A 26500-nucleotide genomic window follows, 5' to 3' on the forward strand; every position below is an offset into this window, starting at 1 on the left:
AACACTATTGACGCTGTACCCAGACAGAAACACTGCCGCCTTTGGTTTTGAATTCGGTCCAGCCATGTTCATCAATATGAACTTCTTCCTGTATATGGCCCAGGTAATCATAGAAAGTTTTACCGGCATGTCTGGCACCTACTTCCATATGCTTAAAGCCATCTTCTCCATTGGATAAGAGTACAGCACAACCTGTTTTATCATTATCTTCCTTGCCTTCTCTTGTCCACCCGATGCAGTTGGGATGGTCGAAGTAATCTCGCTGATATCCGTATGCGAATTCTTTTCTTGCTTTCAGCAGTCCTTCCAGCGCATCGCATTTAGGCATGTATATTTCATACTCATTTCCATCTTTGCCTTTATCCTTGTAAGTAGAACTGTACAGATCGGGATAAAACACACAAGGGTAACCTTTTTCACGGAGCAGAATCAATGCGTAGGCCAGCGCCTTGAACCAGGGATTGACAGGGGCTTCAAGCGCCTGCAAGGGCTGCGTATCATGATTGTCAATGAGCGTAACAGCCAATTCAGGTATCTCATTGACCAGACTTCCATCGAAGATAGCAGTCATGTTATAATCTTTTCCTTGTTCGGAAGCTGCATATAAATTATGATGCAGCGAAGCATCAAATAAAGACATGCGACCTTCAGTCACGGAGATGTATCTTTTCAGCAATGGCAGATCGCCTGGAGCCCAGTATTCACCCACTACAAACAGATCACTTTTAAGGCTGCGCATGTAATCGATAAATTCAATAATGAATCTCGGAGAAATATGCTTGATTGCATCGAGGCGCATGCCATTAAACTTTGCCGTTTCCAGATACCATTTTCCCCAGTTCTTTATCTCATCACGTACGGCCTGGTTGCGGTACTCAATATCACAACACATGAGATAATCAAAGTTTCCTTTTTCAACATCAATTACTTCTTCCCAGCCATCACCATATTCATTCTGAATGCTGTATATGCCAGTTTCTTTATTACCTGCATCATAATCCACTCCGGAAAAACATTGAGAGTTCCAGATAAAATCCGAATATTGATTATGCCGGCCGGGAAAAGTAAATTTTGTGAATGCTTCAATTTCAAACCGGTCACTGATAAACTCATTCCGGTTTTCAGGATTTACTTTTTTCACCCATACCTTTTCAGTTTCATCACCACCGCCTTTGTGATTCAATACAATATCTGCAATGGCGGTAATGCCATGTTCCTGCAATACCTTTATACAATCAAGATATTCTTCCTTTGTACCATATCGTGTTTTAACAGAGCCCTTCTGATCAAACTCTCCCAGATCATATAAGTCGTATATGTCATAACCTCTGGAATGCTGACCTTCTGTTCCTTTACATGCAGGCGGTAACCAAACAGCCGTTACTCCCAAATCTGCAAGCCGGGGTGCCTCGCTTTTCAGGTAATTCCATAAACAGCCATCTTCCCATGAATACCAGTGGAAAAACTGCATCATTATTCCATTTAACATATCCTTACTTTTTAATTTTATGAAGTTTCTTGTGCGAAGTGAAAGAACATCTGAAATACGATTGATAACAGCTAAAATCAATCGACACATTGAATACAACGAAAATAAGCGTATCTGTTAGCCTGCCAGTTACATCTTTTTGTGTTATTTTATCATAATTATCATTTTACCATCTGGCAGATGAAATGGTAATTATCTGTGTTATTTCTTTTTTTATGTTTTATAATGATCACAGATCGAAAAATCTGCAACTTACGGGAGTGAAAATTTTTGAGGTGTGTTCTTTTAGTTTTATTATCCGGCCGGATCATTTCAGAAGAGCTTCTAAATATGCTTCATCTTTATTGATAGCATAATCAAAAAAATAATGCTGCTGCCACTGCTGTGTCTTCTGTGCCTGTTTGTTTTCAGTCTTATCCCACGGTGCATACACCCGCATGCCACGTTTTCCTCCTTTGCCATTTTCTGAAATAACACCCTGCTCCAGCAAAATTGATTTAGGAAAAATAAACTGTCCTGCTTGCGAGTCTTTTTTTACAGCAATAATAAAAAAATCGAATGCATCTTCCACCGCATACGGTGCTGTGATTCCATCAGCATTACGCTTCCAGATTGTCACAAACTGTCCGGTTTTGGCAGGTGTTATTTTTGCAAGCCTGAATATAATTCTGTGATGCGCAAGTTGGAAGGTCATCGCAGCATATTCAATGCTTTCAGGTGCAATCTCTATGTTTGTGAACATTATACCTGCAGAGCTATAGAATTCGGTTATACCAATCAAAACTTCGTGCTTCATCTCTCAAAGGTAGTACCTTTTAAAAAAATAATACTGATTTCCGGGCACTTTTAAAAAACGCTTCTTACAACTTGGCTATTTCTGATATACTCTGTACCTTTTGTAGTTAATAAATTCTCATATCACTGGCCAGAGCAATCAAACAACCTATGAAGCTACTTATATTGATTCCCATATTTTTTATCACGTCTACTTCCCGCGCTCAAGTTGGATTCATAGAAGATGTTACTAATGAAAATGGTCATTATACTTCTTTTTATGCGGCTTATAAAAATATAAACGACGTAAAAGATTTAACGCTGAAGCATGATAGCATTTCCATTTTTTTACTAAATGCGAAAAAGTTTACTCATCTGGAGGAATTGCATTTACATTTTGGAAACTCTTCGATGAATTATAGTAACCTGCTTGAAATCCCTTCGTTAACAAACCTTAGCATTGATTATTCTTATGTAGTGCATTTGCCTGATAAAATCTATACACTTAAACATCTAAAAAACCTCACATTAACGCATAATGGGATAGATTCTTTGCCATATGATTTCTTTTTAAACAATACAATTGAAGTAATAAACCTGGAAAGCAATAAGATCAGGACATTGAACCATGCTTTTTCCCACACATGTAACATTAAAGTTTTGTCTTTAAAAGATAACTGGATTACGGAACTACCTGAGAGTTTTTATAAGCTTAACAAATTAGAATTTTTAAATGTCAGCAAAAATAACTTCGTTGAATTTCCCAGCCAGATAACCCGATTAAACAATTTAAAAGTTTTGAATATTAGTTTTAATCCTATACCGGCAATACCTGATGATATCTATGCCTTGAAAAATCTGGAGGTGCTTTATTTAACAGGTACGCAAATTAAAGCGTTGCCTAAGACATTTAAAAAACTTAATAAACTACAAAGTGTTTTTATTAGTGAAGATTTGTTAACCGACAGTGAAAAGAAAAAAATCAAACAGTGCTTACCTAAAAACTGTAAACTAACCTGGACAAATGAAGACTATTACCATGATCTTGATTTTACCAGGGAGTTAAAATAAAAATGCCTCGTATTACTACGAAGCATTTTTATTTTATATTGTTTCCGATAATTATGAATTCACTTCGCCGCGGCGAATCATAATTACTTAGCGTATCTTCCGTTGCGCTCGCCGTTCTCCCACTTCCAGGCAGTCGCAATGATTTCTTCAATATTTGTATAGCGTGCCTTCCAACCTAATTCTGACAACGCTTTTTCTGCATTGGCTACCAGATAACCGGGATCTCCGGGCCTGCGTTCACCATACTTTACCGGTACTTTTTTACCAGTAGCACGTTCAGCCGCATCAATCATTTCTTTAACAGAATATCCTTTACCCGTTCCAAGGTTACAGATCACCGGACCTTTACCTGCAAGTAAATAAGTAAATGCTTTGATATGTGCATCTGCCAGATCCTCCACATGAATATAATCACGCATGCAGGTACCATCCGGCGTATCATAATCTGTACCGAATACTGTAATAGCATCACGTTCGCCTTTGATCGCTTTTAAGATCAATGGAATCAAATGCGGTTCCGGATCATGATCCTCTCCGATCAGTCCGTCTGCCGAGCAGCCTGATGCATTGAAGTAACGCAGAAATGCATAATTAATTCCATACGCATGATGATAATCCTTGATTACACGCTCGAGCATCCACTTGCTTGCGCCATATGGATTGATCGGTTCCTGCGGATGCTGCTCATCAATCGGAATATATTTAGGTACTCCGTAAGAAGCGCAGGTAGATGAAAATATAATATTCTTGCATCCTGCTTCACGCATAGCATCCAGCAAGGCAATAGAAGCAGTAAGATTGTTGTTATAGTATTTCGCCGGATCGGTTACAGACTCGCCAACATAAGCAAACGCAGCAAAATGCATAACAGCAGCTACCTGATATTTCTTTATGATATCTTTTACAAGCTCCTTATTTGCGATATCTCCTTCTACAAAACGTACCTCCGGATTTACGATCGCTTCTTTATGACCATATACAAGATTATCCAAAACAATAACCTCGTAATTTAAATTGGCAAGTGCACGTACAGCATGGGAACCAATATAACCCGCACCGCCTGTTACTAAAATTGCTGACATAAATATTATATTATTTAAACTAAACTAATTCAAATCTGCCGTAGAAACAAACAATATGGACCTGACTGTCAATTATTTTATAAAATTATTTTTTTGTTACTATTTTGATTGGACTGCGGCAACGTTTAACTTAGAAATCCAGTCCTGTAAAATTTTGACTTACTTATGAATAGCGAAGAAATACGTTTTTATTGTATACAAAAAAATGCTGTGGAAGAAAGTTTCCCCTTTGACGACACAACTTTGGTCTTTAAGGTTGGCGGAAAGATATTCCTGCTCTTATCCCTGACCGGTGATCCGGTGCAATTCAATGTAAAATGCGATCCGGAAAAAGCCGTTGAATTAAGAGAAACATACGATAGTGTTTTACCAGGTTATCACATGAGCAAAAAACACTGGAACACGGTTATCTGCGACGGCAGTGTTCGTGATAAAATGATTAAAGAATGGATAGACCATTCCTACGAATTGGTTTTTACAAGCCTGCCAAAGAAAATCCAGCAACAGCTTTTATCATAGATTATATGTATTGTCAATCTTCAACCATATACCAGCATTTAATTTCATGAAACAGATCAATAAAGAAAAACCTGTACTGGTTACCGGCGCTACCGGTTATGTAGCAGGCTGGCTTGTAAAAAAATTATTAGAGCAAGGATTCACAGTGCATGCGCCGGTACGCAACCCTGCAGATAAAGAAAAGCTTCAATACCTGAACACGATTGCAGCCACGGCTCCCGGCACAATCAAATATTTCAAGGCAGACTTATTAAAGCCCGGTTCTTATGATGAAGCCATGCAGGAATGTGAACTGATATTTCATACAGCATCGCCGTTTATCAATACAGTTAAGGATGCGCAGCACGACCTGGTGGAACCGGCTTTAACCGGAACAAAAAATGTATTGAATTCTGTAAACAAAACTCCATCCGTAAAGCGTGTTGTACTAACCAGCAGTGTTGCTGCTATTATTGGCGATGCAGCCGATTGCCTGAATTATCCAGACGGGGCTGCTACGGAAGCTTACTGGAACACAACTTCAACAGTTGATCACATGCCGTACAATTATTCTAAAACAGTAGCCGAACAGGAAGCATGGGAAATAAATAAAAAGCAGGACCGCTGGGATCTGGTTGTAATCAATCCATCATTGGTGATTGGTCCTGGCTTAAATCCGTTTGCAACATCTGAAAGCTTTAATATTGTACGCCAGATCGGCGATGGTAGTATGCGCTTCGGCATACCGGATCTCAGCATTGGTGTGGTAGACGTACGTGACGTGGCCGATGCACACGTTATCGCTGGTTTCACGCCAGAAAGCACGGGCCGGCATATCATCTCCGCACAAAACATTAATTTGTTAGAGCTTGCCAATATACTGCGAAAAAAATATGGTAATGCTTACCCATTCCCTATCCGCTTTTTACCGAAGCCGCTGGTATGGTTATTCGCACCTCTTGCAGGCTTTAAACGCAGGATGATCTCCCGGAATGTAGGCTACCCATGGAAAGTAGATAATACGAAAAGTATAAAAGAACTGGGCATTCATTACAGACGGGTTGAAAATTCAATCGTTGAAATGTTTCAGCAGATGCTGGCTAGCGGAATAGTAAAGTAGTCCGGTATTCCCATTCGCTATAATCTCCTTAAATAATCGCGCAAATTAAAAAACAAACATCATGAAAAAAGTAATTGCGGCAATCAATATGACTGTTGACGGTTTTTGCGACCATACAGCTGGTATTCCCGACGAAGAAATACATGATCATTATGCTGACCTGTTAAGAAAGGCCGATACAGTATTATATGGCAGAATAACCTACCAGCTCATGGAGTTCTGGAAAACGCTGGTAAAAGAGCCAAGCGGCGACAAGTCCATGGATGACTTTGCTCTTGTAATGGACAATACTCCCAAACTTGTTTTCTCCCATACACTAAAAACACTGGACTGGGAAAGCGCAAAACTGGCAACAAGAACAATTGAAGAAGAAGTTGCTGCACTTAAACAATCGTACAATGAGAATGGCAAAGATATTTTTGTTGGCAGTCCGAGCTTGATCGTAGAATTAACAAAACTCCATTTAATCGACGAATACCAACTTTGTATTCATCCTGTTGTTGTTGGAAGCGGTTTGCCATTATTTAAAAACATAACCGACAGAATGCTTCTTAAACTCATAAAAACAAAAACCTTTAACGGAGGAGCTATAATTCTTTATTATAAACCGGCCAACAAAGAGAAGTAAAAAATCTTGAAAATGCTACAGCATTTTCAATCCGTAATAAGCGACATTGTTTTTGGGGTATTCTTTCAAACAAGCTTCGTACAATGCCTTTGCTTCTTCTTTACGATCTAAGCAAGCAAGCGTAAATGCTTTGTTCACCATAGCCATTTCGCGGTAACAAAATTTTGAAACGCTGAATATCGCAAACATTCTGAAGCGGTCTATCCATAGATGCTTTGAAAAAAAAGCAAAGCTTTTATCAAAATCAACCAACGCCTGTTCATATTTTCCCTGTCTCAATGCACGCATTCCCTTGCGGTGATCTAGCGGTACAAAATAACGGGTACCATAAGCGATCATCAGATAAATCATTCCGGCCCATAAAGCTGGTTCATCAGCCCCTGAATAATAAAAACCCTGATGTAAAACTGCCAGAAAAAGTATTTGACACAACAAATAGAAATAATTAATGGATCGGATTTGTGGTACAGGCTGTGTCATATTAGATTGGATGTTACTTATTAATTTCAGAAAAATCCCAAGCTTTATCTTTGTCGTAATAAATACCGCCGCTGTAAACTGTAAGCGGTGAAGGAATATTATTGTGATACAGGCCGCCTGTACCGAGTCCTTGAGGCATGTAAACAGGATATGTTGCAGTGAATTGTGAAATTGCATTCAAACCGATATTTGATTCAAGTGCAGAAGTCATCCACCATTCAATCCCTCTGTATTCAGCAGCTTTGATCCACTCTCCTGTTTCCCTGAAACCGCCTAAGAGCGTTGGCTTCAAAATAATAAACGGCGGATCAATTTCCTCCAGTACATTTTCTTTTTCTTCAAATGTATGGATCCCTATCAATTCTTCATCCAGTGCAATATCAAGCGGTGAATCTTTACACAATTGACGCATCAGTTCCGTTTGCTTCGGCTTAATAGGTTGCTCAATGGAATGAATACCATATGCAGCAAGCGTTTCCAGCTTCTGCCATACATCTTTTTCTGTAAATGCGCCATTGGCATCTACACGTAATACAACTTGTTCTTCTGAATATTGCTCCCTGATTTTTTCAAGCACCGAGCATTCTTTTTCGAAATCAATCGCTCCTACTTTCAATTTAATGCAGGAAAAACCTGCTTTAATTTTTTCCAGTGCCTGCGCCAGCATATGTTCCGGTTCATTCATCCACACCAGACCATTGATAGCAATCGGAGATTCAAAACTATAAAAACTGTTTTCGAAAATTTCCTGTTTACTACCATTTAGAAAATCTGCCTGCAAGGTTTCAAGCCCCATGACAATAGAAGGAAAACCAATTAGATTTAATTCCGGTATTAATGAATCTATGAAGCCCATCGTATTCCAGGCATGAATAGAACGTGTATTCAAATGTTCGCATACCGTATCCAGTTTTGTTTCAAAATCCGGCCGGTCATCTATACTCAAGCCTTTCAGCGGTCCGCACTCGCCGTAAAACTGCTTGTTGTCATTTTCTCCAATAATGTACCAGGTATCTTTGTGGGTAAGGATACCTCTGGAGGTGCCTGCCTGAAATGTAAATGCCAGACGATGTTTTTTCCAACGAATCTTCATACTCTACAAACAACTATACTTCCAGCGTATTCTGATTCGGGAACAACAACAAATCTTCAAAGTTGAAATTCAATTTTACAACATCTCCTTCCTGAATGGAAATATCTGTAGTGAAGGCTTTCAGCTGCAACTTATTCGGCAGGCGTAAAAATAGTTTATACTGATCGCCATGAAATTCTTTACGGATAACGGCTGCTTTGGCCAGAGCCTTTCCTTTTGTAATAACTTCTATATCGTGTGAGCGAATACCTGTAACAAAGTTATTTCCAAGTTCCTTTTCACAAGTCTTATATCCTTTCAATTTCACATCTTCCAGTTTAGAAAAGCGGAAGAAATTTATATCGGAGAACAAAGCTGCTACATAAGGAGATGCTGGCTGGTCATAAATTTCTTCAACCGTACCAAACTGAACCATCTTACCATTGCGCATGACTAAAATAAGATCGGCAAGAGCCAGTGCATCTGTGGTCTGGTGTGTAACAAAGACCAGGCTGGTCTTTGTTTTACGTACCTCCTTCATCATATACATGCGGATATGATCTGCCAGCAATACATCCAGGTTACTGAATGGTTCATCCATCAACATGACCTGTGGCGACGCAGCAAAGCAAGTAGCTATAGCAGCACGCTGCTGTTGTCCGCCTGACAACTGATACGATTTGCGATCAAGCAAATCCTGTATATGAAATATTTTTGCCAGGGCATCAATTTTCTGATCCTGTTCTTCTAAAGTAAAATAACGTAAGGGGTATTGTAGATTTTCCTTGAGCGACTGATTCTTTTTCAAACCGTAATCCTGTAATACAATACGGATGTGTTCATGACCAGCTACCAGATTGTGTGAAGGCCCCAATACACGGCTATCGTTCAGATATATCTCACCGGCATTCGGATCAAATAAACCAGCCAGCAATTTTAACAAGGTTGTTTTTCCGCTGCCACTCTCGCCGACAATTGCCAGCTTCTTTCCCTTTTCAAGCTCGAATGAAATATTCTGCACCGCATCAAAAGTGGCTTCATGATAGCGCATGCTTAAATTTTTAACTGATAACATAATGTAAATGTAGGGGAAAAAAGTGAAAGGCTCAACGCTTCATGCTTAAAGCAAAAAGCTTTAGGCGTTCAGCCTTCGGCTCTAGGCTTTTTATTCTAAATTCTTTACACTTTACGCTTTTTTCTGTACCTTTCAACCACTTCATCTTTACCACAATGAGTACAATACGGATAGGCGGCGCAGCGGTAAATCAGACCCCGATTGATTGGGATAATAATGTAAAGAATATTCTTGAGGCGATACAGCAAGCCAGAAATGCAAATGTAGAAATACTCTGCCTGCCTGAATTGTGTATCACCGGCTATGGTTGTGAAGACTTGTTCTTAACAGACTGGGTTGCTGAAACCGCTATTGAATACTGCTTTAAGATTGCCGCTGAATGTACGGATATTACAGTTTCTGTAGGCCTGCCTATGCGTATTGGCGGCGTAACCTACAATTGCGCATGTATGATTGAAAATACCGTTGTGAAAGGTTTTTCGGCCAAACAATTTTTAGCAAATGAAGGGGTGCATTATGAAACAAGATGGTTCACGCCATGGCCCCGCAATCATACTTCTACTTATACGTATAAAGAAAATAAATACCCGTTTGGTGATATTCTTTACAACATCGGTGAGGCACGCATTGGTTTTGAAATCTGTGAAGACGCGTGGCGGGAAGATCGTGTGGCAATCCGCCATTACGAAAAAGGCGCAACGCTGGTATTAAATCCGAGCGCCAGCCATTTTGCCTTTGGTAAATCTGCCATCCGCTATGATCTGGTGATCGGCGGCTCTGAAAAATTCAATTGCACCTATGTATACGCAAACCTGCTGGGTAACGAAGCCGGCAGGATGATCTACGACGGAGAAGTACTGATTGCCCATAAAGGCAAACTCATTCAGCGCAACGACCGCTTATCCTTTAAAAATGTAAACCTGATCTATTCAGATATTGATCTTGCATCTGACGTTGTGGAGCATGTTGATCTGATCCATGACGACCTGGAAAAGGAGTTTGAATTCTGGGAAGCAACTTCTCTTGGCCTTTTTGATTATATGCGAAAAAGCCGCAGCAAAGGTTTTGTACTATCCCTGAGCGGGGGAGCTGATTCTGCAGCCTGCGCCATCATGGTTGCAGAAATGATTCGCAAGGGTTTAAAAGAACTTGGCCTAAAACTCTTCCTTCAAAAATCAGGCATGGAAAATATGTTTGATCAGAATGACTTAACAGATCTGGAGTTTGAAGAACAAGCAAAAAAAATAACATCCGTATTTCTTACAACAGCTTACCAGGCTACAAAAAATTCCGGGGCGGAAACCTTTCAATCTGCACAAACACTGGCAGCTTCCATCGGAGCGACTTTTTACGACTGGAGTGTTGATGAAGAAATTGAGCAATATAAAGCCACCATTGAAAAAATAATTGAGCGCCCGTTAAGCTGGGAAAAAGATGATCTCAGCCTACAAAACATACAAGCTCGTGGACGCGCACCAATCATCTGGTTACTGACAAATATTAAACAAGCCTTGCTGATCACAACATCAAACCGCAGTGAAGGCGATGTAGGCTATACAACCATGGATGGCGATACAGCAGGCGGCATCGCTCCTATCGCCGGGGTAGACAAGGATTTTATCCGAAGCTGGTTACGCTGGGCCGAACGAAACAGAAATCATACAGGCCTGCGTCTTGTAAACGGTCTTTCTCCTACCGCTGAACTCCGCCCTGCCGGCTCAAATCAAACAGATGAGCGCGACCTGATGCCTTATGATGTACTTGCCCGTATAGAACGTAAAGCAATCAAAGAAAGACGTTCACCCAAACAGGTATATGCAGAACTTATAAAAGATGATCTTCATACAAGAAATGAATATAAGTATTGGGTAAAGAAATTTTTCAGAATGTGGTCCATCAACCAGTGGAAGCGCGAACGAATCGCACCTTCTTTTCATATGGATGATTTTAATATTGACCCTCGTTCATGGTATAGATTCCCGATACTAAACAGCGGATTCACGAAAGAGATTGAAGAGCTGGACAAGCTTGATTAAACATCCAGCACCGAATAATCGGTTTTAGTTTTGGGTTTTGTTTTTGGCTTCGGAGAAAAAATAATGTCTCCCGGCATTACTTCAAACATACGATTCACATGCGTTGCTGAAAAAGAATTTCTGAAATTCATTGCAGCGGAAACTAAAGTTGTTTTCATAATCTGTTTGTTTAAAACGTGCTATTACTAAAACCTGATAGTATAAATGTATACAAGCCTCCTTTAAAATACAAACACAACAATCTGTAAAACAATATTTTACACAATACATTCTATTTTTTTCTTAAAATTATACCATAAGTGCCGAAAATTCATTTCAGGTGAAAACAAGTTCTTTATAAAATGCAATTACAAGGAAAAAAGAACTTCTGATATAATTACATACCTTTGTATTCATATTATTTACTACATACGTGTCGCACATCGGTTCTGAAATCTTACAGGCAAAATCAATACTTGAAGCCGGAAAAGCAGTAGCAATACCAACAGAAACAGTTTACGGACTGGCTGCAAATGCGCTGGATGCAAAGGCTGTGGCACAAATTTTTTCTATAAAAAAAAGACCAACCTTTGATCCGTTGATTGTTCACACACATTCACTGGAAGCATTGCAGTCGTTCGTTCTTGAAATACCTGAAGCGGCGCATTTACTCGCCAATGCTTTCTGGCCGGGGCCATTAACTTTGCTGCTTCCTAAGAAGCCAGCTATTCCGGATCTTGTCACCAGCGGACTTGAGCGTGTAGCGATACGCATTCCGAATCATCCGCTTACGCTGCGTCTGCTGCAATCACTCGATTTTCCGCTTGCCGCACCCAGTGCCAACCCTTTTGGCTACATCTCTCCTACTACAGCTCAGCATGTAGCAGATCAACTGGGCGGAGACATTGAATATATCCTGGATGGTGGCGCTGCCAGCATTGGTGTTGAGTCAACAATCGTCGGCTGGGAAAATGGCATAGCAACTGTGCTGCGTGTGGGAGGCCTATCGATTGACGCTATTGAAGAAGTAATCGGCCCGGTACAGGTACAAGCGGTAAGCTCTTCCAACCCTGCTGCACCGGGCATGTTAAAGAGCCACTATGCGCCGCGTATTCCGATGCGTGCGGGTAACATTGCAGAAATGATCAAAGAATATTCCGGTAAAAAAATTGCTATATTATCCTTTCAGCAAGCTTATCCTACAACAGCTATCAATTATATTTTATCCGAATCAGGCAACCTCAACGAAGCTGCTCAACACTTGTTTGCAGCCATGCGTGAACTTGATGGTACAGATGCTGATATCATCCTTACAGAATTTGTACCTGCTACAGGTTTAGGTTTAGCCATCAACGACCGTCTGAAGCGTGCCTGCGCAGAAGAGTAGTTAGTTACCAGACATTAGTTTCCAGATAAAATAATTGCTTGTCGTTCCAGTAAAGCAACAAAGACTTAAAAGCCTTATTGAATGATTACACCGATGAGAAGCGCTGTTAAAGCCAGCGTACAAAGGATTCCACCGGATGCATATAACCAATAGATTATTTTTTCAATTCCTTTTGATGAGGAATGCAAACCTCTTTTGCCCGTCATCGCTGCTAAAAACATTCCTGCAATCATTAAATATGTAGAAACAATCAATGACCAGCCAATTGGTTTTTCATATACACCCAGTTTTATAAAATTCCAGGCGGCGCCTAATGCAATCAACATTGTGCCAGCCATACTGCCGCCGGAGTGTACAACACGCCACGCCACTTCGCGTTCAGGTTTTGTTTTTATTGCTTTTGCAAAAGCATAACCACCTGCTACACTTACATAAAGAATGATAATACCGTTTAGAATGAAAGGATAAACCATAGATTGCCGGATAAAAATTAAAATTTCTTCAACCTATAAAATTCCCTTCGAATATAAAAGTATTGATTGCTCAAACACAGACTTACAAAGAAGAATATATTAAGTTACTGATTGCTAGTCAAATCCTGTATTCTATTGTTTATGCTATAATCGTGCTATTTTTTTTGTACTTTGTACACTATTAAAATTACCATAAAGTATGTTGACTTATATAATCTGGAATGTTGCACCCTATCTGGCAGAGATCGGAAACTTTGAACTGCATTGGTACAGCATCTTATTTGCAGCTGGTTTTTATTTCAGCTTCAGGATCATGACTTCCATCTATGTATCTGAAGGAAGAAAAGAAACCGATGTAGAAAAATTGTCTATATACATGTTTCTTGCGACGTTGATCGGGGCACGTGTAGGGCATTGCGTTTTCTATGATTGGGCGTATTTTCAGCACCACATTATGGAAATCTTTTTACCAGTAGAATTTGAACCGGAATTTCAATTCACAGGTTTCAGAGGACTGGCTAGTCATGGAGCTGCCTATGGTATCATCTTCGCAGTATGGTTGTATTCCAGAAAATACAAGGATCAAAGGTTCTTATATGTATTGGATCGTGTGGTAATCGTTGTTGCCCTGGCAGGTGCCTGTATCCGCATGGGTAATTTAATGAACTCAGAAATTATAGGTAAACCTGCTGATTCAGCTGTGTCATTTGTATTTACCTCTCCGGCAAAGCAACATCTCATTGGAACATTTGGTAAAAAAATGATTCAGGATGTTCGTTTCAAAGAACTTGGTAAAGACTCAATCATTTCTGGTCTGCCAGTCACACAACTGAAAATGACTTTAAAAACCAAACGTATTGACTCTGCCGCTGCCTTTTCAAATTATGCTGTTGCAAATGCTCTCTCCAAGGACAAGAATGCTTCGGAGCATATCATCATACCAAAAGATCAGAATATTTTTCTTGCATCCCGTATTGTGGATGACAAACATCAGGAAATAGATGTACTCGTATATGGCATACCACGTTACCCTGCGCAACTGTTTGAGGCAATATCTTCGTTTTTAATTTTCCTTCTTTTATATGCGCTGTATAAAAAGTACCGCGCAGAAACTCCTGAAGGTTTATTATTTGGTTTGTTCGTGGTCATCTTATTTTCACTTCGTTTCTTCTATGAACTCTTTAAAGAAAATCAATCGGCATTTGAAGATGAAATGGATTGGAACATGGGCCAAATACTCAGTATCCCATTAATCGTGGCAGGATTTTTTTCATTATTCAGGAGTTTTAAATTAATGAAGGATAAAAAGCAATTGCACGATAAAAAATAATCGTAATGGAAAAGAAAAAAATCTTCACAGGTGTCATCAAACAAGTATTTATCATACCTGTGAAGATTTACCAATATAGCATCTCTCCATTGCTGCCCGGCGCCTGCCGTTATTACCCTACCTGTTCGGAATATTGCATACAGGCTATTGAAAAACACGGACCATTAAAAGGAATCTGGCTTGGTACCAAACGCATTTGCAGCTGTAATCCCTGGGGGGGTAGCGGTTATGATCCGGTACCTTAAAAAGTGTAAAGTTTAGAGTGTAAAGTGTATTAGAGTAATACACTTTACACTCTAAACTTTACACTTTTACAATGATCCCTTCTTAATCTCTTCCACCACTTCCGGATCCAGCAAAGTAGAGGTATCGCCCAGACTGTTTAATTCACCTTCAGCAATCTTTCGTAAAATACGACGCATGATTTTTCCTGAACGTGTTTTCGGTAAACCCGGTACAATCTGGATCTTATCGGGCTTCGCAATCGGACCAATCAATTTTACAACGCTGTCTAATATTTCTTTGCGCAGCTGCTCATGGCTTTTATCTGTTTTATCACAGATGACATAGGCGTAAATACCCTGGCCCTTGATATCATGCGGGTATCCTACTACAGCAGACTCAATCACGTCTGCCTGTTCGTTGATCGCACTTTCTATTTCAGCAGTACCAAATCTGTGGCCTGATACATTAATTACATCATCCACCCTTCCCAGGATGCGGTAATACCCCTTCTCATCACGCTTACAACCATCGCCGGTGAAATACAGATCCGGGTAAGTTGAAAAGTAAGTTTGCCTGCAGCGCTCATGATCTCCATACGTAGTACGTATGATCGAAGGCCAGGGGAATTTCATGCACAAATTCCCTTCAACATCATTGCCCTCCAGAATCGCTCCGCTGGCATCTACAATAACAGGCTGTACGCCCGGTAACGGCAGCGTTGCATACGATGGAATCAAAGGAGTAATATTAGCCAGCGGAGAAATTAAAATCCCTCCTGTTTCCGTTTGCCACCAGGTATCAACGATCGGGCATTTTTTCTTCCCGATGCGCTCGTTATACCAATGCCACGCTTCTTCATTGATCGGCTCCCCTACTGACCCAAGTACTTTTAAGGATGTCAGTAAATGCTGTTCCGGGATTTCATCTCCAAACGACATCAATGAACGTATAGCTGTAGGTGCCGTATAAAAATGTGTTACCTTATATTTATCAATGATCTTCCAGAATCTTCCAGCATCAGGATAGGTCGGTACACCTTCAAACATCACCTGTGTAGCCCCCTGCAGCAGCGGACCATACACCAGATAGCTATGGCCGGTTATCCAGCCTATGTCTGCCGTACAGAAATACACATCTCCTTTTTTATATTGAAAAACATTTGCAAAAGAAAATGCTGTATACACCATGTAACCACCGATCGTATGAACCACACCTTTAGGTTTTCCGGTAGAGCCTGAAGTATATAAAATAAACAAAGGATCTTCCGAATCCATAACCTCTGCTTCGTAAACCGGTGTGGTCTTTGTAGCTTCCGCATTCCACCAGTAATCGCGGCCAGGCTTCATAACAACCGCATCACCGGTGCGTTTAGCAACAATGACCGTCTCAACTGTTCCACACTGCTGTAATGCTTCATCAATCAATGATTTCACAGCAATACTTTTAGCACCTCTATATGATCCGTCTGTAGTAATAACCGCTTTTGCCTTGGCATCATTTACGCGGTCAGCCACAGCACTTGCAGAAAATCCTGCAAAGATCACCGAATGCACTGCTCCGATCCTGGCACATGCCAGCACGGCAACAGCCAGCTCCGGAATCATAGGCATATAAATACAGACACGGTCGCCTTTCTGAATACCTTTACTTTTCAATATTCCCGCGAAGACACAAACCTGTTCATATAGATCCTTATATGTAATGGCTTTGCCGGCTTCATCCGGGTTGTTGGATTCCCAATGGATCGCAACCGTATCCGGCATGGCCGCTGCATGACGGTCCAATATATTTTCAGTTATATTCAGCTTGCCACCAATAAACCACTTTACATCCGGATCAGAAAAATTCCATTCCAATGTTTTATCCCATTTCTTTTTCCAAATGAATTGTTCCGCCTGTTCTTCCCAATATTTTTCAGGATTTGAAACACTTGCAGCATATGCTTGGGTATATTCGTCAAAAGATTGAATTGCTTTAATCATGGTATAAAAAACGGTTAAATAACAAATTAAATATATAAATTTAAACGATAATTGTGAAAGTGTGCATTCGATTTTAAGACATATTCTTTTTCTTCTTCCATTTTTTACTATTGCCCAGGCAATCTTCGCTCAGGCAGACTCCACGCTGGCTCCGTATTTCATTATTGACAGCATACACATTGAAGGAAACAAACGCACCAAAACATTTATCATTGAACGTGAACTGGATTTCAAAGTCGGCGATACAGTCTTAACAAAAAATATTGAAAGCCGTCTGCAGCGCACACAGAACCGTTTGTTCAACACCTCTTTGTTTTTAGAAACAACCACACAGCTTGTTTCAACAAATGCGATACATAAAACAGTTAAAGTGACCGTGCGCGAACGCTATTATACCTACATCGTTCCCATTATTGGGCTTGCCGATCGTAACTTCAATGAATGGTGGGTACAACGCAACCACAATCTTAACCGTCTGGATGCAGGACTTTATTTTCTGCAAAAGAATATGCGTGGCAGGAACGAATCCATGAAGATCAAAGTTGAATTCGGTTTTACCAAAAAAGCAGAATTTACTTATACAATCCCCTACTTAACGAAGTCCAGGAAACTAGGGCTGATCTACTACATTGGCTATATATTAAACAAGCAGGTAGCCTACAATACGATAGAAAATAAATTATTCTATATAGAAAGCTCTGCTTTTATCCGCGAACGTTTTGGCACGGGTATAACATTTACCTACAGAAGTAAATTTTACCTGGAACACCAGTTAGGCGCAACGTATTACAACAATGCCATCGGCGATACTGTGGCCCAATTAAACCCTACCTATTTTTCAGAAGGAAGAACCAGGCAGGAATATATTTCCTTAAAATATTCCCTGATCAAAGATCACCGGGACATCCGTTATTACCCGTTAAAAGGAACATACATACGTTTCGACGCAGAACAAATGGGCCTGGGTATCAACAAGGACATTTCACTGACTTCATTTAAAGGAGAAATAAGCATATATAAACCGATCAAAAAACGTTTCAATATTGCAGGTACGGTAAAAGGAAAAGTTTCTACTCCTGTACAGCAGCCATATTTCAATCAGCGCGGTTTGGGTTATGATAAGGAGGCTGTTAGCGGCTACGAACAATATGTTATAGACGGACAAAAATATATCCTGAGCAAAATAAACTTCCGTTTTAAATTATTGGATTGGAACGTACCATTGCATGACTTTCCTGATGAACGTTTTTCCAAAATTCCCTTAAAAGTTTTTTTAAAGGCTTACATGGATATGGGCTATGTATGGGACAACCGGACCACTATGTATGCACAGGGAAACAGACATTATGCGAATACATACCTACCGGGTGGTGGTATAGGATTTGACGTTGTTACGTACTACGATTTTGTTGTTCGTGTTGAATATTCCGTGAACCGGGATTTGCAAAGCGGAATATTTATCAACTTCAAGGCTGGAATTTGATAGGTGCTAGTTACCAGGTAATATACAAAAGAATAGTACGAATTGCAGTCCTTCATCAACTCTTCAATTGAGAAGCAATTACACTTTACACTATAAACTTTACACTCTTTTATCTCTTCAAATAATTACTTACTTTCAGGAATTCATAAAAACAATCGATCTATGTTAAAACGCTTTATTGTCTTTCTTACACTCGTATCGTTGAGTATTGGAAATACCTTTGCAGATGAAGGTATGTGGCTGCCATTTTTATTGGGCAAGAATTACGAGCAAATGAAAAAGCTGGGTCTGAAAATTACAACAGAGCAGATCTATTCTGTAAATAATTCCAGCTTAAAAGATGCCATTGTAAATTTTGGAAATTTCTGTACCGGAGAAGTTATTTCTCAGGATGGTTTAATACTTACCAACCATCACTGCGGGTTTGATGCTATACAATCACATAGCTCTGTAACCAATGATTATATTACAAATGGTTTCTGGGCTATGGACCGTTCAAAAGAATTAAGTAATCCCGGTTTAACCGTTACATTCCTGGTTCGCATGGAAGACGTATCCAGCAGGTTTGAAGGAAAAACAGATGAAGAGCAGGAAGCATTGCTGATTGAACTTGACAAAGAATACAGTGAAGCCGATAAATACACAACTGCTGTTGAAGATTTTTTTGAAGGCAATCAAAAGATCCTTTTTGTATACCAGATCTTTAAAGACATCCGTCTTGTAGGTGCACCGCCATCATCCGTAGGAAAATTCGGTGGTGATACCGATAACTGGATGTGGCCAAGACATACAGGCGATTTTTCTTTATTCAGAGTTTACATGGACAAAGACGGTAAGCCAGCAGAATACTCCAAAGACAATGTTCCATATCACCCACGTACACATTTGTCTGTATCAACAGCCGGTGTAAAGAAAAATGATTTCTCCATGGTAATGGGATATCCGGGTAGTACAGAACGTTACATGACTTCTTACGGTGTAGCCATGAATTACTACCAAAGTAATCCGGCAAAAATAAAACTCAGAGAAAAGAAACTTGCATTGATGAAGGAAGATATGGATGCGGATCCCAAAGTACGTATTCAGTATGCTTCTAAATATGCACGTGTAAGTAACTACTATAAATATTTTATCGGCCAGAACCAGGGCTTGAAAAGACTTCATGTGATTGAAGATAAACAAGAAGAAGAAGCGGCTTTTGAAGCATGGGTGAGACAAGACAGCGCACGTATAAAAGAATACGGGCTTGTACTTGCCAACTATAAAAAAATCTATGATGTATATGGCACTGTAAACTTACCATATGTGTATATACAGGAAGCAGCTTTTGGTACAGAAATTTTAGAGTTTGCTTATAAAGTAAACAAATTAGTAGAAGCCGGAGTAGATACAAAAGAAGGTAAAGCTGCTCTCGCTGCCGCTGCAGACGAGTACTTTAAAGATTATAACAAAAGCACGGACCAGAAAGTATTTGCTGCGTTATTAAAAATGTATTACGATGATATTGACAAAAGTCTGCACCCGGGTATTTTTAAAGAAGTAGAAAAAAAATACAAGGGCAATTTTGAAAAATATGCCGCTATGGTTTTTACCAAATCCATGCTGGCAAACAAGGCAGCCTTTGATGCATTTATGAATGCGCCTAGCGCAGAACTGTTGAAGAAAGATGTTGGCTATATCTGTATGATATCTATTCTGGGCGATTTCAGAGCGAATGTAGGGCCAACGTTGGGCAGTGTATTTAATGCGCTCGAATTGGTAAACAAATCATATTTAAAAGCAGTTTTAGAGATGCGTTCAGGAGAAGCTTTATATCCCGATGCAAACTTTACGATGCGTCTTACTTATGGAACCGTACAGGATTATTTCCCGAAAGATGCGGTCTATTATAATTACTTCACCACGCTTGAAGGTATTATAGAAAAAGAAGATTCAACAAATGAAGAGTTCATTGTTCCCCAAAAACTAAAAGAGTTGTACCTCAGCAAATCGTATGGCAATTATGCAAACGAAGAAGGCAAGCTGCCGATTTGCTTTATTACAACTAACGACATCACCGGTGGTAACTCCGGTAGTCCGGTAATGAATGACAAAGGAGAGTTAATAGGTGTTGCATTTGATGGCAACTGGGAAGCCATGAGCGGAGATATTATCTATGAACCGGCATTACAACGTACCATTTGTGTTGACATACGGTATGTACTGTTTATGATCGAGCAATACGCAGGCGCCGGCCACCTGATCAAGGAAATGACATTGGTTAAATAACATTTCTTTGCTGTAAATAAAAAGCGTTCCGACCCTGCCCCCGATAGCTATCGGGATCAGGGTCGGAACGCTTTTATTCATACCTATTTATATAGAAAGGAACTACTTTAATAAAGCACCAGCCTGTTCGTGCGTAAGTGGTTTTACCAGGTAATTATTAATTCCTAAATGATTCATTTGTAAGATATCCATAATGTCTTCAGAGCTTGACAATGGATAAACGGTTGTTTGTGCAAAGGTTTCAGCTAATTCTCTGTTATACTTTTCTAAAAACTGAAAACCATTCATGATAGGCATATTTATGTCTAAAAAAATAATCCCCTTCCGGGTATTTTGCTGATTTTCCAGCTGAGATTTCAAAATTGCCAAAGCTTCCTCCCCATTTGTGGCAATGTAAATCTTATCCTGGGTTAAATATTTACTTATTATTCGTTGATGTATAAAATTCTGAATCTCATCATCATCTACCAACAATACCCATTCAACCTTTGAATTCATCCCTTAAACAACTAAATGCTATCAACAAATTAATAAATCAACACTGATTTACACAATAAAATATTAAAAAAGGTACAGAAAAATGAACTAAATACAAACTTATTCATTTAAATTCTCGTACAAATGAGTAATACTGTGATTCGCTGGCAAATAGCTATCATTTAAGCAATAAAATGGGTATTACTTAAATTTTGAGCCTATTGCCGATTCTATTCGGAACAATCAAAGATAGAAAAAAAAGTCACACTAATTCGATTTGTTGAATAAAAAAAATTTAAGTGACATGAATACACCTGTACATGCAAGGATCGAAATGATTCTAAAACATTTTAATTTGAATCAGAAACAATTGGCTAAGCAAGCTGGGTTACCGGAAAATACGTTATCCAACGCTAAGAAAGGAAAAAACATTCCTAACATTGAGTTCTTCAATGCTATTTACAAAGCCTTGCCGACAATCAATCCGCATTGGCTGTACATGGGCAATGGACACATGTTAGCAGATAGCCAGAATGGTAGCACTTCTTCTATTGATGAGCAGGAAATTGCTAAGAAAATGGATAGCATGATCAAAGAAATTGATTATTTGCGCGAACAGATCCGCGATAAAGAAGAGATCATCAATCTTCTAAAAACAAATCGTGTTGTATAATACACGGAACATTACAAACAAAAAACGAGAAAAAATATTTGAGTATCTGCATCGCAGGTCTTGAACATAATCGACGAAAACAAAAACAGCGTCCCGATAACCATCGGGACGCTGTTTTTGTTTATATACATTTAATAAATGTATTATTCTCTTCTGCTGGATAGCTTAACCAGTAGTTTCAATATTTCAATATAGAGCCAAACAAGTGTTACCAGCAATCCAAAAGACGCATACCACTCCATATACTTCGGTGCTGCATTAGCTTCACCCTGCTCAATAAAATCAAAGTCAAGCACCAGGTTTAATGCTGCAATTACTACTACAACCAGGCTGAAAATGATCCCGACAATTCCATTTCCGTGGATCAAAGGAATCTGAATTCCAAAAAATCCAAGTACCATCGAAACCAAATAAATCAGCGCAATTGCACCGGTTGCGGCAACAATACCAAGTTTAAAGTTTTCAGTTGCTTTTATTAAACCAGAACGATATGCCAGCAACAAACAAAGAAATGTTGCACAAGTCAACAAAACCGCCTGAATGGCGATACCTGGATACATTGCATCAAAGAAGCCGGAGATCGCACCCAAAAATACGCCTTCGAATAAAGCATAGGCAGGAGCTGTATACGGAGACCATGTTGGTTTAAAGCTTGTTGCTAATCCTGCTATTAAAGCCAGAATTGCTGCGCCAATAACGTATGCAGCGCCTGCATCCGGTTTCAGCATAAAATCCCATGACAGAATTGCGGTACAAAAAACCAGACCGATCAGAATAAAACTTTTGTTGACCGTCCCTCTGATCGTCATTGTTTCTTCGCCACTAATGGCCCTAACGTTAAACGTATTTTCATTCAGGGCCGGATTTGAAGTTCTTAACATCGTTTTTATTGTTGATTGTGAATATTAAATACAATAATACTACAAATTAGTGTTTTTCCATGCTGGAAGAAATAACTAACTTGCACCTTCATTTAGCTGTAACGTACTAGTTCGATAATTCTTATGTCTGAAATTCGCAAAACCTATTCCCCGGTTGAGGTAGAAAATAAATGGTATTCATATTGGCAGGAAAATAAATTCTTTCATTCTGAGCCCAATACAGCTAAAAAACCTTTCACAATTGTAATTCCGCCGCCAAACGTAACCGGCGTTTTACACATGGGCCATATGCTGAATAATACCATTCAGGATGTTTTGATCCGGAAAGCCCGCATGGAAGGCAGAGAGAGCTGCTGGGTACCCGGAACCGATCATGCATCTATTGCTACAGAAGCAAAAGTTGTAGCCTTATTGCGTGAACAGGGAATTAAAAAAAGTGATCTTTCACGCGATAAATTCCTGAAACATGCCTGGGCGTGGAAAGATAAATACGGCGGCATTATTCTGGAACAATTAAAAAAGCTTGGCGCTTCCTGCGATTGGGACAGAACGCGCTTTACCATGGAGGATAATCTTTCAGACGCGGTTATCGAAGTGTTTAATAAGCTATACGAAGACGGTATGATCTATCGTGGGTTCCGCATGGTTAACTGGGATCCGGAAGGTAAAACAGCCTTGTCTGATGAAGAAGTAATTCACAAAGAAGTTCAATCGAAATTATATTACATAAAATACAAGGTTGTCGGCTCAGAAGATTTTGCTCTTGTAGCAACCACACGTCCCGAGACAATTCTTGGTGATACTGCCGTTTGTATACACCCGAAAGATGAGCGCTGGAAACATCTCAAAGGAAAAAAAGTTATTGTTCCGCTTATCAATAAAGAAATTCCGATCATCGAGGATGAATATGTTGATCTTGAATTCGGTACAGGTTGTTTAAAAGTAACTCCGGCGCACGATGTAAACGATTACCAGCTGGGCCAGAAACACGGTCTTGAAGTAATCGACATCATGAATGACGACGGTACCTTCAGTGAAAAAGCACAATTATATGTTGGTCTGGATCGCTTCAAGGTTCGTAAACAACTTTCTGCGGAATTAGAAGAAAAAGGGTATTTGGTAAAAACAGAAAACCTGACCAATAATGTTGGTTATTCAGAGCGTACCAATGCAGTGGTTGAGCCCCGCCTTTCCCTGCAATGGTTTGTGAACATGCGCAGCTTCATGGATAAACATCCGGAAGTGCTGAGCTCTGTAATGAACGATGAAATCAAATTACATCCTGCGAAATTTAAAAATAACTATAAGCTCTGGATCGATAATATTAAAGACTGGTGTATCTCCCGCCAATTATGGTGGGGACAGCGAATTCCTGCGTGGTATCTGGCCGACGGAAAATTTGTTGTAGCCATGAATGAAACCGAGGCGTTGACCAAAGCTAAAGCGTTGACCGGTAATGCAGCACTTACACTTACTGATTTAAAACAGGATGAAGATGTACTGGATACCTGGTTCTCTTCCTGGTTGTGGCCAATCTCAGTGTTTGATGGTTTTAAAGACCCGTCAAATGAAGATATTAAATATTATTACCCAACCGACGATCTGGTAACAGCTCCGGAAATTTTATTCTTCTGGGTAGCCCGTATGATCATGGCTGGCTATGCATTCAGAGGAGAAAAACCATTCAGCAATGTATATTTAACAGGTATTGTACGAGATAAGCAGGGCCGTAAAATGTCCAAGTCACTAGGCAACTCTCCTGACCCACTGGACCTGATTGCTAAGTATGGCGCCGATGGTGTGCGTTTTGGAATGCTGTTAAGTTCTCCTGCCGGAAATGATTTATTGTTTGATGATAAGTATTGTGAACAAGGTAGAAATTTTACCAATAAATTATGGAATGCATTCCGCTTGATTAAAGGTTGGGAAATTGACAGCGCCTTACCTTATGCCAACGAAGCTTCAGTAAATTGGCTGAATGCAAAAATCCAGGCAAGCTTAACGGAGATTGAAGACCACTTCAGTAAATACCGTTTATCAGATGCTTTGATGAGTGTTTACAAACTGGTATGGGACGATTTGTGTGCCTGGTATCTGGAAATGATCAAGCCTGAATTCGGAAAACCAATTGATGCAAAAACGTATCAGGAAACATTAACAATCTTTGAACAGGTGTTAAAGATTGTACACCCGTTCATGCCATTCATCACAGAAGAACTGTGGCATGAGATCAAGGAGCGTGAGACCAAAGATTGTGTAATCATTTCTCAATGGCCTGCGATTAAGCCATATTCACAGGAAGTGCTGATCAACGGAAACGCGATCATGGAAATTATTACACAGCTGCGCAATATTCGTGTTTCTAAACAGTTAGCCAAAGATGTCCGCCCTGAATTATATATTAAAACAACTCAAAAAGAAACCTATCTGGCTTTTGAATCTGTAATAAAAAAACTAGGTTTAGCCGGAGAAATCAATTTTGTACAGGAAAAAGTTGAAGGCTGCGCATCATTTGTGATAAAAAATGATGAATTCTTTTTCTCCATTCAATCTTCTCAAGTAGATGTGGCTGAGGAAAAAGCGCGAATTGAGAAAGAACTTGAATATACAAAAGGGTTTCTTGCATCCGTTGAAAAGAAACTTAGTAATGAAAAATTCGTACAAAATGCGGCGCCGCATATACTGGAGAACGAAAAACAAAAACAACAGGATGCGCTTTCAAAATTAAAATCACTGGAAGAAGCGTTAAAAGAAATAGTTGCTTAATTTATAAATCGTTTACGAATCCCTAACAGAATGAAACATCTTCTACGAATCCTAATTTTATTGCTGGTCGTATCGGCAACAGGTACTTTTGAAGTTGCTGCACAAAATCCGGCACAGAGCAAGAAGTACAAAAAGAAAGCAAAGGCTGCTAAAAAGAAAAAGAAAGATGCCTATACACCAACCTATCATGATGCAGACTCTGATCATGACGGAGTACCTGATAGCCGTGACCAGTGTATACACACTCCGAAAGGCGAACCCGTAACACCATTCGGTTGTCCTTATGACGTTGATTTTGATGGCATCTATGATTACGAAGATTCATGCCGCAACGAAGCTGGTCCGAGAGAAAACCATGGTTGCCCATGGGGAGATAAAGACAATGATGGTATTATGGACAACGTAGACGAATGTCCTACCATACCAGGTTTGAAAATGTACCATGGCTGTCCGGATACAGATGGTGATGGTATTCCGGATAACAAGGATAAGTGTCCGAAAGAACCAGGCACTGCTCAGTACGATGGCTGTCCTCCGCCATTCAAAGATTCAGATGGTGATGGTGTAGATGATTACACAGATTTATGTCCAAGTACACCTGGATTAAAAACAAACAGAGGTTGCCCTGAATTGAAACCTGCAGAGAAGGCAGCCCTTCAGAAAGCATTCGACAACTTGTTATTCGAAACAGGTTCTGATGTAATTGTTTCTTCTTCATTCCAATCACTGGATGAGCTGGCAAAAGTATTGAGAAACAACCCTACTTATAAGCTATACATCGAAGGCCATACAGATAATGTAGGTGATGATGAAGCCAACCTGGATCTTTCTAAACGCAGAGCAATTTCTGTGAAAAACTACCTTGTTTCAAAAGGTGTTGGCGCAACAAGATTGAGTACGGATGGCTTTGGTGAAGCAAGACCGGTTGATACAAATGAAACTCCGGAAGGACGTAAGAAAAACCGCCGTGTAGAAATGCACATTATTCAATAGATAGAATAACACTTCATTTTATAAAAAAGTCTGCCTGTTAAACAGGCAGACTTTTTTGTTTTACTAAACGGCCTTTCATCACTGAAATATAACTTTCATAAGTTACGGTTACCTTGATTGTCTAAATAAGATTAAATAACTGTAAAATTCTTACTTTATAATTTCACAGAATATAAGGTGGAATAAAATTATTAACATCCAATATTCTAAAATCATCTTCAATAATTTGAATGTTAATTACTTGATGTAATATTCCAT

Annotated in this window: 24 protein-coding genes; 13 read left to right on the plus strand and 11 right to left on the minus strand. The window is 39.6% G+C overall.

What is annotated here, in order from left to right; all coding sequences use genetic code 11:
* Positions 1-4: 4 nt before the first annotated feature.
* Together ACTHJT_RS11050 and ACTHJT_RS11055 are read right to left on the minus strand one after the other, a co-directional pair.
* Positions 5-1489, minus strand: coding sequence for an alpha-amylase (locus tag ACTHJT_RS11050; RefSeq protein ID WP_440238100.1), 1485 nt, complete (start codon positions 1487-1489; stop codon positions 5-7).
* A 307-nt stretch (positions 1490-1796) separates the two neighbouring features.
* Positions 1797-2285 carry a MepB family protein gene (locus ACTHJT_RS11055; RefSeq protein ID WP_440238102.1) on the minus strand — a complete coding sequence of 163 codons (489 nt, stop codon included), beginning with the start codon at positions 2283-2285 and terminating at the stop codon, positions 1797-1799.
* Positions 2286-2434: 149 nt separating this feature from the next.
* On the opposite strand from ACTHJT_RS11055, the gene ACTHJT_RS11060 reads away from it, so the two are divergent.
* The gene (locus ACTHJT_RS11060) at positions 2435-3334 is read left to right on the plus strand and encodes a leucine-rich repeat domain-containing protein (RefSeq protein ID WP_440238104.1); all 900 of its coding nucleotides are present in this window, start codon (positions 2435-2437) and stop codon (positions 3332-3334) included.
* 83 nt (positions 3335-3417) lie between these two features.
* Here the strand turns inward: ACTHJT_RS11060 and galE are convergent, their stop codons facing one another.
* The gene (gene galE / locus ACTHJT_RS11065) at positions 3418-4416 is read right to left on the minus strand and encodes a UDP-glucose 4-epimerase GalE (RefSeq protein WP_440238106.1); all 999 of its coding nucleotides are present in this window, start codon (positions 4414-4416) and stop codon (positions 3418-3420) included.
* Positions 4417-4581: 165 nt separating this feature from the next.
* Between galE and ACTHJT_RS11070 the strand changes: the two genes are divergently transcribed.
* The 3 genes from ACTHJT_RS11070 (at position 4582) to ACTHJT_RS11080 (ending at position 6662) form a co-directional block, all read left to right on the plus strand.
* A complete protein-coding gene (locus tag ACTHJT_RS11070; RefSeq protein WP_440238108.1) occupies positions 4582-4935 on the plus strand; it encodes an MmcQ/YjbR family DNA-binding protein in 354 nt (117 codons plus the stop codon).
* A gap of 46 nt (positions 4936-4981) precedes the next feature.
* On the plus strand, positions 4982-6034 hold the full coding sequence (locus ACTHJT_RS11075; protein WP_440238110.1) for an NAD-dependent epimerase/dehydratase family protein: 1053 nt from the start codon (positions 4982-4984) through the stop codon (positions 6032-6034).
* A gap of 61 nt (positions 6035-6095) precedes the next feature.
* Positions 6096-6662, plus strand: a complete 567-nt coding sequence (locus ACTHJT_RS11080) for a dihydrofolate reductase family protein (RefSeq protein ID WP_440238112.1) — start codon at positions 6096-6098, stop codon at positions 6660-6662.
* 15 nt (positions 6663-6677) lie between these two features.
* On the opposite strand, the gene ACTHJT_RS11085 is transcribed toward ACTHJT_RS11080, so the two are convergent.
* The 3 genes from ACTHJT_RS11085 to ACTHJT_RS11095 are packed head-to-tail and all read right to left on the minus strand — an operon-like array spanning position 6678 to position 9289.
* Complete coding sequence (locus ACTHJT_RS11085) at positions 6678-7142, minus strand: tetratricopeptide repeat protein (RefSeq protein WP_440238114.1); 465 nt, start codon at positions 7140-7142, stop codon at positions 6678-6680.
* Positions 7143-7155: 13 nt separating this feature from the next.
* Positions 7156-8235, minus strand: coding sequence for an o-succinylbenzoate synthase (locus ACTHJT_RS11090; protein WP_440238116.1), 1080 nt, complete (start codon positions 8233-8235; stop codon positions 7156-7158).
* A gap of 13 nt (positions 8236-8248) precedes the next feature.
* Entirely contained in the window at positions 8249-9289 is a 1041-nt protein-coding gene (locus ACTHJT_RS11095; protein ID WP_440238118.1) for an ABC transporter ATP-binding protein, read from the minus strand.
* A gap of 155 nt (positions 9290-9444) precedes the next feature.
* Between ACTHJT_RS11095 and nadE the strand changes: the two genes are divergently transcribed.
* Positions 9445-11325: an NAD(+) synthase gene (nadE, locus tag ACTHJT_RS11100; RefSeq protein ID WP_440238120.1), complete on the plus strand. Its 1881-nt coding sequence runs from the start codon at positions 9445-9447 to the stop codon at positions 11323-11325.
* Here the strand turns inward: nadE and ACTHJT_RS11105 are convergent.
* Positions 11322-11483 carry a hypothetical protein gene (locus tag ACTHJT_RS11105; protein ID WP_440238122.1) on the minus strand — a complete coding sequence of 54 codons (162 nt, stop codon included), beginning with the start codon at positions 11481-11483 and terminating at the stop codon, positions 11322-11324. The genes nadE and ACTHJT_RS11105 overlap by 4 nt on opposite strands.
* Before the next feature lie 254 nt (positions 11484-11737).
* Between ACTHJT_RS11105 and ACTHJT_RS11110 the strand changes: the two genes are divergently transcribed.
* A complete protein-coding gene (locus ACTHJT_RS11110; protein ID WP_440238124.1) occupies positions 11738-12691 on the plus strand; it encodes an L-threonylcarbamoyladenylate synthase in 954 nt (317 codons plus the stop codon).
* A 74-nt stretch (positions 12692-12765) separates the two neighbouring features.
* Here the strand turns inward: ACTHJT_RS11110 and ACTHJT_RS11115 are convergent, their stop codons facing one another.
* Positions 12766-13164: a hypothetical protein gene (locus tag ACTHJT_RS11115; protein WP_440238126.1), complete on the minus strand. Its 399-nt coding sequence runs from the start codon at positions 13162-13164 to the stop codon at positions 12766-12768.
* A gap of 199 nt (positions 13165-13363) precedes the next feature.
* Here ACTHJT_RS11115 and ACTHJT_RS11120 point away from each other — a divergent pair, with 199 nt between their 5' ends.
* Together ACTHJT_RS11120 and yidD are read left to right on the plus strand one after the other, a co-directional pair.
* Entirely contained in the window at positions 13364-14494 is a 1131-nt protein-coding gene (locus ACTHJT_RS11120) for a prolipoprotein diacylglyceryl transferase (RefSeq protein ID WP_440238128.1), read from the plus strand.
* Between the two features lie 5 nt (positions 14495-14499).
* The gene (yidD, locus tag ACTHJT_RS11125; protein ID WP_440238130.1) at positions 14500-14739 is read left to right on the plus strand and encodes a membrane protein insertion efficiency factor YidD; all 240 of its coding nucleotides are present in this window, start codon (positions 14500-14502) and stop codon (positions 14737-14739) included.
* 66 nt (positions 14740-14805) lie between these two features.
* On the opposite strand, the gene acs is transcribed toward yidD, so the two are convergent.
* On the minus strand, positions 14806-16701 hold the full coding sequence (gene acs / locus ACTHJT_RS11130) for an acetate--CoA ligase (RefSeq protein WP_440238132.1): 1896 nt from the start codon (positions 16699-16701) through the stop codon (positions 14806-14808).
* A gap of 61 nt (positions 16702-16762) precedes the next feature.
* On the opposite strand from acs, the gene ACTHJT_RS11135 reads away from it, so the two are divergent.
* Both ACTHJT_RS11135 and ACTHJT_RS11140 read left to right on the plus strand, forming a co-directional pair.
* On the plus strand, positions 16763-18184 hold the full coding sequence (locus ACTHJT_RS11135; RefSeq protein ID WP_440238134.1) for a BamA/TamA family outer membrane protein: 1422 nt from the start codon (positions 16763-16765) through the stop codon (positions 18182-18184).
* A 162-nt stretch (positions 18185-18346) separates the two neighbouring features.
* The gene (locus ACTHJT_RS11140; RefSeq protein ID WP_440238136.1) at positions 18347-20452 is read left to right on the plus strand and encodes a S46 family peptidase; all 2106 of its coding nucleotides are present in this window, start codon (positions 18347-18349) and stop codon (positions 20450-20452) included.
* Between the two features lie 102 nt (positions 20453-20554).
* On the opposite strand, the gene ACTHJT_RS11145 is transcribed toward ACTHJT_RS11140, so the two are convergent.
* Positions 20555-20950 (minus strand): response regulator, encoded by a 396-nt coding sequence (locus tag ACTHJT_RS11145; protein ID WP_440238138.1) that lies wholly within the window; start codon positions 20948-20950, stop codon positions 20555-20557.
* Between the two features lie 283 nt (positions 20951-21233).
* On the opposite strand from ACTHJT_RS11145, the gene ACTHJT_RS11150 reads away from it, so the two are divergent.
* Entirely contained in the window at positions 21234-21602 is a 369-nt protein-coding gene (locus tag ACTHJT_RS11150) for a helix-turn-helix domain-containing protein (RefSeq protein WP_440238140.1), read from the plus strand.
* Between the two features lie 143 nt (positions 21603-21745).
* Here ACTHJT_RS11150 and ACTHJT_RS11155 read toward each other — a convergent pair whose 3' ends face one another.
* Positions 21746-22483 (minus strand): Bax inhibitor-1/YccA family protein, encoded by a 738-nt coding sequence (locus tag ACTHJT_RS11155; RefSeq protein ID WP_440238142.1) that lies wholly within the window; start codon positions 22481-22483, stop codon positions 21746-21748.
* Between the two features lie 123 nt (positions 22484-22606).
* On the opposite strand from ACTHJT_RS11155, the gene ACTHJT_RS11160 reads away from it, so the two are divergent.
* Both ACTHJT_RS11160 and ACTHJT_RS11165 read left to right on the plus strand, forming a co-directional pair.
* Positions 22607-25249 carry a valine--tRNA ligase gene (locus tag ACTHJT_RS11160; RefSeq protein WP_440238144.1) on the plus strand — a complete coding sequence of 881 codons (2643 nt, stop codon included), beginning with the start codon at positions 22607-22609 and terminating at the stop codon, positions 25247-25249.
* Positions 25250-25279: 30 nt separating this feature from the next.
* Positions 25280-26242: an OmpA family protein gene (locus tag ACTHJT_RS11165; protein ID WP_440238146.1), complete on the plus strand. Its 963-nt coding sequence runs from the start codon at positions 25280-25282 to the stop codon at positions 26240-26242.
* The last annotated feature ends 258 nt before the right edge of the window (positions 26243-26500 follow it).

Origin of the sequence: Cytophaga sp. (assembly GCF_051961495.1) — a bacterium.
Classification (GTDB): Bacteria; Bacteroidota; Bacteroidia; order Cytophagales; family Cytophagaceae; genus Cytophaga.